The following is an 11,709-nucleotide window of genomic DNA, read 5'->3' on the forward strand; positions in this document are numbered from 1 at the left end:
CTTGTTCTTTGAGCGCCACAGCGGTGGTGAACGTGCGATTCTCGTTCATCTGGATGGTCAGGACCCTGAGGCGCGCGAAGATCCGCAGGAGTTTCAGGAACTGGCCCTGTCGGCTGGCGCCGATACCGTCGCGTTTATCAACGTGCCGCGTCATCGGCCATCTGCCAAATACCTGATCGGCTCCGGCAAGGTCGAGGAACTTCGCGACCAGGTCAAGGCCGAGCAGGCCGACATCGTGATTTTCAATCACACCCTCACGCCCAGTCAGGAACGTAACCTCGAACGTGTTTTCGAGTGTCGCGTGCTTGATCGCACCGGTCTGATTCTGGACATCTTCGCCCAACGCGCACGTACCCATGAAGGCAAGCTGCAGGTCGAACTGGCCCAGCTTGAACACATGAGTACCCGTCTGGTGCGGGGCTGGACTCACCTTGAGCGTCAGAAAGGTGGTATTGGCTTGCGTGGGCCGGGTGAAACCCAGCTCGAAACGGACCGTCGTCTGCTTCGGGTTCGTCTGCGCCAGATCAAGGGCCGGCTCGAGAAGGTTCGCAGTCAGCGTGATCAGGCACGTCGCGGCCGTCGTCGCGCCGACATCCCTTCGGTTTCGCTGGTGGGTTACACCAACGCTGGCAAATCCACGCTGTTCAACGCCGTGACCGATTCCGACGTGTTTGCAGCCGATCAGCTGTTCGCCACGCTGGACCCGACGTTGCGTCGTCTGCAACTCGACGACCTTGGCCCCATCGTGCTGGCAGACACCGTGGGCTTCATTCGCCACCTGCCGCACAAACTGGTTGAAGCCTTCCGCGCCACGCTCGAAGAATCGAGCAACTCCGATTTACTGCTGCATGTGATCGACTCCCATGAGCCGGATCGCATGTCGCAGATCGAGCAGGTTATAGCTGTGCTCGGCGAGATCGGTGCCGAGGGCTTGCCGATACTTGAGGTCTATAACAAACTCGATCTGCTTGAAGGTGTGGAGCCTCAGATACAGCGTGATGCCGACGGCAAGCCGCAACGTGTCTGGGTGTCTGCCCGTGATGGTCGAGGGCTGGACCTGCTGAAGCAGGCCGTGGCCGAACTGCTGGGTGACGATCTGTTCGTCGGCACCCTGTGTCTGCCTCAGCGTTTCGCCCGGCTGCGCGCGCAGTTCTTCGAACTGGGTGCCGTGCAGAGCGAGACGCATGATGAGGAAGGCTCAAGTCTTCTGGCAGTGCGTATACCGCGCGTTGAACTCAATCGTCTGGTGACTCGCGAAGGATTGCAGCCGCTGGAGTTCATCGAGCAACACACTTTGCAATAAAAGCACGAGAAAGCCGTTGTACGGCTTTCGCGGGCATTCTGTAGCATGGGGCGGCGCGCCGATGGTGCGTCTTTGCTTTATCAGATGGAGAGCGCTATGGCTTGGAATGAGCCGGGTGGCAACTCGAATAATCAAGATCCCTGGGGTGGTAAACGCCGTGGCGGCGACCGCAAGGGGCCACCTGATCTCGACGAGGCCTTCCGTAAGCTGCAGGAAAGCCTGAATGGGCTGTTCGGCGGCGGTAAGAAACGCAGTGGTGATGGCGGCAGTGGCGGCAGTTCGGGCAAGGGCGGCGGCTTCGGTCTGCTCGGCATCGGTCTGGTCGTGCTCGTCGCTTTCTGGCTTTACAGCGCGATCTACGTTGTCGACGAACAGGAACAGGCAGTTGTACTGCGTTTCGGCCAGTATCACGAAACCGTCGGTCCGGGTCTGAACATCTATTTCCCGCCGTTCGATCGCAAGTACATGGAGAACGTGACTCGCGAGCGTGCCTACAGCAAGCAGGGCCAGATGCTCACCGAAGACGAGAACATCGTCGAAGTGCCGCTCACCGTGCAGTACAAGATCAGCAACCTTCAGGATTTCGTCCTGAACGTCGATCAGCCTGAGATCAGCCTGCAGCACGCCACCGAAAGTGCGCTGCGCCATGTAGTGGGATCCACGGCGATGGATCAGGTGCTGACCGAAGGCCGTGAACTGATGGCGAGCGAGATCAAGGAGCGCCTGCAGCGTTTCCTCGACACTTACCGCACCGGTATCACCGTGACTCAGGTGAACGTGCAGAGCGCGGCGGCGCCGCGTGAAGTACAGGAAGCGTTCGATGACGTGATCCGTGCTCGTGAAGATGAGCAGCGTGCACGCAACCAGGCGGAAAGCTACGCCAACGGTGTGATCCCGGAAGCCCGTGGTCAGGCCCAGCGTATTCTTGAAGACGCCAACGGTTATCGCGACGAAGTGGTTTCCCGCGCCAAGGGTGAGGCTGACCGCTTTACCAAGCTGGTTGCCGAATACCGCAAGGCACCTGAAGTGACCCGTCAGCGTCTGTATCTGGACACCATGCAGGAAGTCTTCAGCAATACCAGCAAGGTGCTCGTGACCGGTGACAAAGGGCAGAATAATCTGCTGTATCTACCGCTCGACAAGATGATGGAAAACAGTCGCAGCGGTACCGGTAACACCCCGAGTACCGGTAGTTCATCCGCGACTGGAACTGATGTCGGCGTGCGAGCGGTCGATACTCAGCAGCGCGATGTACGTACCAGGGAGAGTCGCTGATGAGCAATAAATCGCTGATCACCCTAATTGTTGGTGTGGTACTGGCAGTCATTGCCTGGAACAGCTTCTACATCGTGTCGCAGACCGAGCGTGCAGTCCTGCTGCAATTCGGTCGCGTGGTGCAGGCTGATGTGCAGCCGGGCCTTCATGTGAAGGTTCCTTATGTGAACCAGGTGCGCAAGTTCGACGGCCGTCTGCTGACCCTCGATGCTCCGACCCAGCGTTTTCTGACGCTGGAGAAGAAAGCCGTGATGGTCGACGCCTACGCCAAGTGGCGCGTGAAGGACGCCGAGCGTTTCTATACGGCGACTTCCGGCCTGAAGCAGATTGCCGACGAGCGTCTGTCGCGTCGTCTGGAATCCGGTCTCCGTGACCAGTTCGGCAAGCGCACCCTGCACGAAGTTGTGTCGGGCGAGCGTGATGCACTGATGGCGGACATCACAGGTTCCCTGAACCGCATGGCCGAGAAAGAACTGGGTATCGAAGTGGTCGACGTTCGCGTCAAGGCCATCGACCTGCCCAAGGAAGTGAACCGCAGTGTTTTCGAGCGCATGAGCACCGAGCGTGAACGTGAAGCCCGCGAGCACCGTGCCAAGGGTAACGAGCTGGCTGAAGGCATCCGTGCCGACGCCGATCGTCAGCGTCGCGTACTGCTGGCTGAAGCCTATCGCGAGTCTGAAGAGGCGCGTGGTGATGGTGATGCCCAGGCGGCTGCGATCTACTCCAAGGCTTATGGTCAGGACCAGGAGTTCTACGCGTTCTATCGCAGCCTGCGTGCCTACCGTGAAAGCTTCGCGAACAAGAGCGACATGCTGGTGCTTGATCCGAACAGCGAGTTCTTCCGCTATCTGGAAAAAGCCAAGCCGTAATATCCGGGTGTAATAAATCACCCGCCGGGCGGCAAAACCGTCCGGTGGGGTGATCGTTCGGTAAAACGTGTGTATCATGCGGCAGCCGGGAAATTCCCGGCTTTTTTGCGTCTGCACGATTGATTGGCCGAAGCCCGCGTGGCGAGCGGCAAGATTTTTCGAGGAAAGTGGTCTGCAAGGCCTGTCTCGGGCGTTTGTCGTGCCCGTCATACAGCGCACCACTTTCTGCTTTACTCAAGGCCGGCCTCATGGCTGGCCGCCCGGATCACAGGGGAATGGCGTAATGGCAACGGTTGACCGCTGGCTGCTACCAGATGGCATCGAAGAAGTACTGCCACCGGAAGCGGCGCGCATTGAAGTAGCGCGTCGTCAGGTGTTGGATCTGTTTCAGAGCTGGGGCTATGAGTTCGTCGTCACCCCGCATATCGAGTATCTGGAGTCTCTGCTGACTGGCGCGGGCTCGGATCTGGATCTGCGCACCTTCAAGGTCATCGATCCGCAATCGGGTCGGCAGATGGGCTTTCGTGCAGACATCACGCCGCAGGTTGCGCGCATTGATGCGCACACCCTCAAGCGTGAAGGTCCAAGCCGCCTGTGCTACGCAGGCAGTGTCCTGCATGCCCAGCCGCGTGCGCTGTCCTCCTCGCGCAGCCCGATTCAGCTCGGTGCCGAATTGTATGGTGATGCAAGCCCGAGCAGTGACGTTGAAGTCATCAGCCTGATGCTCGCCATGCTGCAACTGGCTGATGTGCCGGATGTGCATATGGACCTGGGGCATGTCGGTATCTACCGTGGGCTGGCACGTGCCGCCGGCCTGTCAGGTGAAGTCGAGCAACAGTTGTTCGATGCGCTGCAGCGCAAGGCCATTGATGAAGTGATAGCCCTGACGGCCAATCTGCCGCAGGAGCTGGCTTCGATGCTGCGCGCCCTGGTGGACCTGTGCGGTGGCCATGAAGTGCTGGCCGCGGCCCGTGATCGTCTGGCTGGCGCGCCTGCTCCGGTGCTGGCTGCGCTGGACGATCTGGTAAGCATTGCCGATCGCCTTGCTGCGCGATTCCCGCAACTGCCACTGTATTTCGACCTCGGCGAGCTTCGCGGTTATCACTACCATACGGGTGTTGTGTTCGCGGTGTTCGTGCCGGGCGTAGGGCAGTCGATTGCTCAGGGCGGTCGTTATGACGACATCGGTGCCGACTTTGGTCGTGCCCGTCCGGCGACCGGCTTTTCCACTGACCTGAAAACCCTGGTCACTCTGGGTCAGGCAGAAATCGTATTACCGTCCGGTGGTATATGGGTGCCGGACAGTACGGATGCGGCACTCTGGCAGCAGGTATGCCAGTTGCGCAGCGAAGGTCAGCGTGTGGTTCAGGCCTTGCCTGGGCAGCAGGTGAGCGCCGCGCGTGAAGCCGACTGTGACCGGCAATTGATTCAGCATGGCGAGCACTGGCAGGTCATGCCGCTGGCTTATTGAGTATTCCTGCCGGCCGCTGCCGGCACCAAGTTTGCGTGAATGAGGACGAGTGTTATGGGTAAGAATGTCGTAGTCCTGGGCACCCAATGGGGTGATGAGGGCAAAGGCAAGATCGTTGATCTGCTGACCGAACATGCTACCGCCGTTGTTCGTTATCAGGGTGGCCACAACGCGGGTCACACCCTGGTGATCGACGGTGAGAAGACCGTATTGCACCTGATTCCGTCCGGTGTACTGCGCGAAGGCGTGCAGTGCCTGATCGGCAACGGTGTGGTGGTTGCTCCCGACGCACTGCTGCGTGAAATCATCAAGCTGGAAGAGAAAGGCATTCCGGTGCGCGAGCGTCTGCGCATCAGCCCTTCCTGCCCGCTGATCCTGTCGTATCACGTTGCCCTTGATCAGGCGCGTGAGAAGGCCCGTGGCGAATTCAAGATCGGTACGACCGGTCGCGGTATCGGCCCGGCTTACGAAGACAAGGTTGCACGTCGGGGTCTGCGCATAGGCGACCTGTTCCACCGTGAGCGTTTCGCATCCAAGCTGGGCGAGTTGCTGGATTACCACAACTTCGTGCTGGTCAATTACTACAAAGAGCCTGCGATCGACTTCCAGAAGACACTCGACGAGTGCATGGAATACGCCGACATGCTTGAACCGCTGATGCTCGACGTCACCGCCACGCTGCATGAGATGCGTCGCGACGGCAAGGACATCATGTTCGAAGGCGCTCAGGGTTCGCTGCTGGACATCGACCACGGCACCTACCCGTACGTCACCAGCTCCAACACCACCGCTGGCGGCATCGCCACCGGTTCGGGTTTCGGTCCGATGTACCTGGATTACATTCTGGGCATCACCAAGGCTTACACCACTCGCGTCGGTTCGGGTCCTTTCCCGACCGAACTGTTCGATGACGTTGGCGCGTTCCTGGCCAAGCGTGGCCACGAGTTCGGTGCGACCACCGGCCGTGCCCGTCGTTGCGGCTGGTTTGACGCCGTCATCCTGCGTCGCGCTATCGAGATCAACAGCATCTCGGGCCTGTGCCTGACCAAGCTGGACGTGCTCGACGGTCTTGAAACCATCAACATCTGTGTGGGTTACAAGAACGAAAACGGCGCCGTAATCGATGCACCGACCGATGCCGACAGCTATCTGGGTCTGGAGCCGGTCTATGAGCAGATGCCAGGCTGGAGCGAATCCACGCTGGGTGCTCAGACGCTGGAGCAGTTGCCAGCCAACGCGCGCGCTTACATCAAGCGTGTCGAAGAACTGGTAGGCGCGCCTATCGATATCATCTCGACGGGTCCTGACCGCAACGAAACCATCGTTCTGCGTCACCCGTTCGCGTGATGCCTCGCTAGCTGCAAAAAGAAGGGCCGCCATGTGCGGCCCTTTTTTTGTCCGCTTCGTTCCAGAAGAGAGCCTGCGCGTCCGGTACTGCTTTGCAAACAAAATGTGAATTGCATCACGGCACGGCGCTTGCTATAGAAACGACAAATTAGTGCCACTATTTTAATGGCGCTCAAGGTGGAGGGATTCTCCTGTGTCGGCTGTGTTATCTCTGTTACGAAGTCGTTTGTTGCGCCCAGTCTTTATTGCGCTGGGCATTGCCCTTTTGGTGCAGGTGGTGGTCGCGGTTGCGCTCACCCGGAGCACGATCGCCGCGCTTGAAGCGGATCTTGCCAATCGGCTGGGGGTAGATTCGCAACATGTATCGTCCGAACTGGAACGCGCGAGTAGCGAGGTGACATCCAGTCTGGACGCACTCTCGGCCAGTACGCGTCAGAGGCTCAGTGGCGGCCTGTCCACACGGCTGAAACAGGAACAGGCGCAACTGCGTACCACGTTGGAAAAAGACCTCAGGGAATCCGCTACCGACATGGCCGAACTGCTGGCCGCCGTCGCGCCGCGTGCCATGTGGGATAACGATACGCCGACGCTGTCCGAGTTTGCCCGTCGTGCCCAACGTAATCCCAACGTACTGTTCGTGGTGTACGACGACGCGGCGGGCGAGCACCTGACGCGGTACATGAATCGTGACAATCCCTTGGTCAAGGCGCTTCTCGCCAAAGGCGAGGGTGAGCGGGCGATGGACAAAATCCTCAACGCCGCGAAAAACGATCCGTCGGTTTATTACGTCGAAGCCTCCATCAGTCCCAATGGTGTCGAAATCGGCAAGGTTCGCATGGGCGTTTCCACTGCATCGGTCGAAGAAAACCTGACCGCGCTGGATAAGCGTTTCGCGACCTTGATCACCAGTGGTGAGCAACTGGTCTCCGAGAGTCTGGCGGGCGCTTCCAGGGACAGTTCGGCAGCGTTGCGCACTCGCCTGGAGTCAGCGCAGTCGGCCGCGACGGCAATGGCCAGCAATACTCGCTCCGCCGTTCGGGAAGCGGCTGAGACGCTGCGTTGGAATATCGGCCTGGGGCTGGCGCTGATCGGTCTGGCGGTGTTGCTGTTGCTGGGCGTTGTGCTTGGGCGTCGGGTGGTCAACAAATTGCACCTTCTGATCGCTGCGCTCAATGACCTGGCAGCGGGCGAAGGCGATCTGACGCGTCGCGTGAAGCTCGACAGCAATGACGAAATCGGTGACATGTCGGCCGCGGTCAACCGATTCATCGACAAGCTTCAGCCCATTGTCCGCGAGGCGGGTGAGGTCGCTCAACTGACCGGTGTCGAGATTGGCGCAATGAGTCAGCGAAATGCCGGTGCGGACGCCGCAGCGGCCCTGCAGCGTGACGAAGTGGCGGCCAGTCTGCAGGCGTTGGCGCAAATGGCCGATGAGGCTCAGGCCGAAAGCCAGGCCATGCAGGAGGCGTTGCGTCAGGTCATCGATATCAAGCAGGCGACCGACGAGAATACCCGCACTTCAAATCAGGTCGGCGGCTTGATCGAGGCATTGGCCGGCCAGGTCGAAACCGGTTCGCAAGTGATCGAGCGTCTGGCGCAGCAAAGTCAACAGATCGAGGTGGTGCTGGAAGTCATTCATGGCATTGCCGAACAAACCAATTTGCTGGCGTTGAACGCCGCCATTGAAGCGGCTCGCGCAGGTGAGACCGGCAGGGGCTTTGCCGTGGTGGCTGACGAGGTGCGTGCGCTGGCCAGCAAGACACAAAGCTCGACCGGCGATATTCAGGAGCACATCACCAAATTGCAGGCCGGTGCCAAAGAAGCTGTGGCGACTATCGGTCTGGCCGGGCGACAAGCGAAAGAGGGGCTGGCGGTTCTGCGTGACAGTGCACGACTTCAGCAGACTGTGCAGACTTCGGTGGAGCAGGTTCATGCGGCTATCGGACTGGCCACGCGTGCCGCTGAGCACCAGGCGCAGGGCGCACAGGCGGTGAGAGGGCGTGTAGAAGTGATTCATGCCCAGGCCGAAAAAGCGGCTCAGGCTGTTGTCGAGACGACGGCGAGTGGCCGGACACTGGATACACTGTCGGCGCGATTGAAGGCGAGCCTGGGGCAGTTCAGGGCTTGAGAGCGCGAATGTTGTTGTGGAAAGGCCTTGGCTTATGCCTTGGCCTGCGGAATGCATAGAGCGATATTTTAAGCCTGTCAATGGAAAGTAGGTTTGGCACATTTATTCTTAAGGGCTTCAGTTTTAGTGCCTTGGGGGCCTTTAAGGCTTTATGTTTTCTGAGTGTCTACCTGTTACTTCTTATAGTTGTGTCTGTGATCGCCGGTCGTCTAGAGTCCGTAACGCTTGTGCTGCTGGATAAGCTTTCTACGCTGTACCTGGGCCGAGGGTACGGTTTGATTTTTTGCATTTATTTCTATGGATGGAATGAATATGCCTTCTTTATTAATGGCGCCCTCTGCTCCAATTATTGTTGGTGGAGTGCAAAAATATGATGCTGTTAAAAAAATTGACTATGTTCAGTTGGGTTATCCCGACAAGCCATCATCGCCTCCCTCGTTATCGGACATGTCTTACCTGGCCGGGCGTGGGCTCAACATTCAAGTGTCTGCCGTTCTGAATAATGGGTATGTAAATTTCAAGGCGGGTGAGCATGTTCAACTAAATATCAAGGGTCTCGCGGAATCATCAGTCAGTTGGAGTGAGTCTTTTTACGCGCGTAATGTAGCGAGGGGTGATAGTAGGATCATTACGGTACCGTCAGACATTATCAAGAGACTGGCGGGTCAAACAGCGACGCTTCAGTATGTTGTCAGGCCGGCTCGGGCGACGACCTCTGGCAAGATTCGTACGTCGAGGCCTCTTCTTATCGAGATTCGAGGCGTTTACCTCCCACCGCCCGAGCTGATTGAAGCTGTCAATGATACGATCGATCCCGACCATATCAGCACCAAGGTAAAGGTCAACTTCGTGACGGTCAGTCTTGATTATGCTGATATGAAACTTGGCGACACTGTCAAGCTCATCAGGGAGGGCGTAGACGTCAACCAGACGTCCATTAATTTTACCGACAAGGATCGACCTGTCAGCGCCAGTAATCTGCAGCGTCGTCCGTTGAAAATTACCTGGACAGATACCGATATCAAGCCGCTGCTAAATGGGGTGATGAGTATCTATTATAAGGTGTACAGAGACGGCATCTGGTACACCTCGCCCAAGCGCACTGTCTATGTCGGTCCAAGCCTTGCGAGTCTGCCGCCCTTTATCAATGAGGTTGTTGACAATCGCCTGGATCCAGATGACATTGCCGACTCCATTAATGTTCATATTCCATCGGCCGGCACCCTGGTCAATGATAAAGTTACACTGTTTTGGAGTGATTCTTCAAAACAGAAGACTTTCACAGATGAGGGCGTCGTGACTCAGCAGAATGTCGATGGAGACATGTCGTTTGACGTCTATCTTGACAGCACCATCGAATATAATCGGGGCAAGATAGTTACTGTTTTCTACCTGCTTGAACGTGTTCTATCGGGCGGACGGAAAGTCAGCTTTCGTTCTGCCGACTATCAGTTTTTTGTAGGCAGCCAGAAGGATCGGGAGGCTGCGGATTCCAGGGTTTTGACTGGGGCTGTGGTGGAAGGTGTCAAGGATGGCTCGATGGATGCCGCCTTGGCGAGCTCCGGTACAAAACTGACCGTGCCTTATGTCGAAACTCAGGAAGGCGACAGCGTTACCGCCTATTGGCAGTCGGCTGACGGTGGCGATCCCATCGTCTTGGGCACTCAAGCTGTTGATGCTGCCAATGTCAATCTGGATCTGGTGTTCAACATACCTGCTACCACCGTCAATACAGCGCTCAACAAGAAGGCGACCGCCTATTACGTCATAGAGCGAAAAGGGCTGGGTGGCGAGACTCAGAAATTCAGGTCTCAGGAAGAGTCATTCTCGGTAGGTCCTCAGTTGGCTGGCTTGCTGCTTCCTGCTCCAGAGGTTCCAGCGTCTTCAGAGTGGGTACTTGATCCGATTGCCGTACAAAATGGCACAACAGTCGTTGTTCGCCCGTACCCTACGATCGCCGCAGGCGACAAGGTTCAGCTCTTCTGGATCGGGACTGACGGTCCCGGCACACCCGTTATAGCGGAGCAGGTGGTGAGCAGTGTGGGCGAGGCGCTGGAGTTCACTATTCCGGCCTCTGCAATTGGTGCCGATACGGGGGCAGAGGTCTGGGTCTACTATCAGGTCACGCGCAATGGACTGGCTGCGCCCATAGAGTCTGAAGACACCATCATTGAGGTCGAGATGCTGGGTACGGACGACTTGCCTGTGCCGGTGATCGGGCAAGCGCCCGGAGATATGCTGGACCTCACTGCGATAACAACGAACATCGTAGTTACACTCAAGAAGTGGCCGTTCATGGCCGCCGGGCAAAGAGTGTGGCTGCGTCTGGAGGGTACTGCCAAGGATGGCAGTTTTCTGGAGGTCAACGTCTGGACGGCCAGGCTATTGACTGACGCCGAGGCGCAGAAGGATCTGACGATTGCTGTCGCTCGTGCGGAGTTCGATAAATTGGCGGAAGGCAGCCAACTGCAGGTATTTGCAAAGGTAACGCTCGATGGCGACTTTAATGACACCTATGCAGAAGACTTTCCTGTGCTGAACGTGGTGATCAAGCCGCGAGGCAACGCCTTGAGCGTTACGTTTTCAGCAGTCTCTTTAACAGCTGCGTATCCGAAGCCTGGCAGTACTGCTGCGGTGCCGCCAGGTTCAAGTCAGCTAATGCTTGTAAGTGGTGGCAAAGGGCCGTACACATTCCTGTCGGGGGATCCATCTGTCGTCGAGGTCGACTCGACAGGTCTGTTGATGGCCAGGAAGAATGGATCTGTATTTGTCCAGGTGAGAGATTCAGATGGGCAGGTTGTGTTTGTGACGGTCACCGTTCAGGGCATCTCCGCGCTGGAGTACCTGAATTTCAATACCTACACAGAGTGCAAGAAAATTGCCGACAGTAGAGGTCTTGTAATACCGGATCTGGCGACTTGGCGCAAACTCCGCGCTGAAGATGGTGGAAAGCTGGATATCGATTTTCCGGCTGCACCTGCGGGACAACAGTGGGATCGACGGGTCTGGGCGAGTGATAGTGGTTTGTTGACCAGAAAGAGCTACTTTCCTGATAACGACACGGATAAAGATCTGAAAGACATATTGATAGGCGGGGAGGCGGCTTATGGCTTCGGCTTGAAACTATAAGCCGAGCGTGTTCTTTGTAGACGTGGCGTGCTCATCGACAACCATCGTGCACGTCAGAACGAAAAAACCGAGCCATTGGCTCGGTTTTTTGAATTGGTGCCCAGAAGAAGACTCGAACTTCCACGACCTTGCGGTCACCAGCACCTGAAGCTGGCGTGTCTACCAATTTCACCATCTGGGCAGCATC

The 11,709-nt window shown here is 57.4% G+C and carries 7 protein-coding genes and 1 tRNA gene; 7 read left to right on the forward strand and 1 reads right to left on the reverse strand.

All coding sequences use genetic code 11. From position 1 onward, the window contains the following. Position 1 precedes the first annotated feature (1 nt). The 7 genes from hflX (at position 2) to KDX39_RS10005 (ending at position 11,522) form a co-directional block, all read left to right on the forward strand. Positions 2 to 1,303, forward strand: a complete 1,302-nt coding sequence (gene hflX, locus KDX39_RS09975) for a ribosome rescue GTPase HflX (protein WP_231660200.1) — start codon at positions 2 to 4, stop codon at positions 1,301 to 1,303. Positions 1,304 to 1,399: 96 nt separating this feature from the next. Further along, a complete protein-coding gene (gene hflK, locus KDX39_RS09980) occupies positions 1,400 to 2,578 on the forward strand; it encodes an FtsH protease activity modulator HflK (protein WP_231660201.1) in 1,179 nt (392 codons plus the stop codon). Then, positions 2,578 to 3,447, forward strand: a complete 870-nt coding sequence (hflC, locus tag KDX39_RS09985; RefSeq protein ID WP_004883571.1) for a protease modulator HflC — start codon at positions 2,578 to 2,580, stop codon at positions 3,445 to 3,447. The genes hflK and hflC overlap by 1 nt, the downstream gene beginning before the upstream one ends. Before the next feature lie 283 nt (positions 3,448 to 3,730). Next, complete coding sequence (locus KDX39_RS09990; protein WP_210042826.1) at positions 3,731 to 4,918, forward strand: ATP phosphoribosyltransferase regulatory subunit; 1,188 nt, start codon at positions 3,731 to 3,733, stop codon at positions 4,916 to 4,918. A gap of 54 nt (positions 4,919 to 4,972) precedes the next feature. Continuing rightward, positions 4,973 to 6,265: an adenylosuccinate synthase gene (locus KDX39_RS09995; RefSeq protein ID WP_025996901.1), complete on the forward strand. Its 1,293-nt coding sequence runs from the start codon at positions 4,973 to 4,975 to the stop codon at positions 6,263 to 6,265. A gap of 193 nt (positions 6,266 to 6,458) precedes the next feature. Further along, a complete protein-coding gene (locus KDX39_RS10000; protein WP_231660202.1) occupies positions 6,459 to 8,393 on the forward strand; it encodes a methyl-accepting chemotaxis protein in 1,935 nt (644 codons plus the stop codon). 312 nt (positions 8,394 to 8,705) lie between these two features. Then, positions 8,706 to 11,522: a hypothetical protein gene (locus KDX39_RS10005; RefSeq protein WP_231660203.1), complete on the forward strand. Its 2,817-nt coding sequence runs from the start codon at positions 8,706 to 8,708 to the stop codon at positions 11,520 to 11,522. 94 nt (positions 11,523 to 11,616) lie between these two features. Here the strand turns inward: KDX39_RS10005 and KDX39_RS10010 are convergent. Continuing rightward, positions 11,617 to 11,703 (reverse strand) — tRNA-Leu (locus KDX39_RS10010). Positions 11,704 to 11,709: the final 6 nt, after the last annotated feature.

The sequence above is a fragment of the Pseudomonas sp. CDFA 610 genome (assembly GCF_021147865.1).
GTDB classification, from domain to species: domain Bacteria; phylum Pseudomonadota; class Gammaproteobacteria; order Pseudomonadales; family Pseudomonadaceae; genus Aquipseudomonas; species Aquipseudomonas alliivorans.

Bases quoted from the DNA above. Each gene is read 5' to 3' on its own strand.
- hflK (WP_231660201.1), top strand. From the start codon at position 1,400: ATGGCTTGGAATGAGCCGGGTGGCAACTCGAATAATCAAGATCCCTGG.
- hflC (WP_004883571.1), top strand. From the start codon at position 2,578: ATGAGCAATAAATCGCTGATCACCCTAATTGTTGGTGTGGTACTGGCA.
- KDX39_RS09990 (WP_210042826.1), top strand. From the start codon at position 3,731: ATGGCAACGGTTGACCGCTGGCTGCTACCAGATGGCATCGAAGAAGTA.
- KDX39_RS09995 (WP_025996901.1), top strand. From the start codon at position 4,973: ATGGGTAAGAATGTCGTAGTCCTGGGCACCCAATGGGGTGATGAGGGC.
- KDX39_RS10005 (WP_231660203.1), top strand. From the start codon at position 8,706: ATGCCTTCTTTATTAATGGCGCCCTCTGCTCCAATTATTGTTGGTGGA.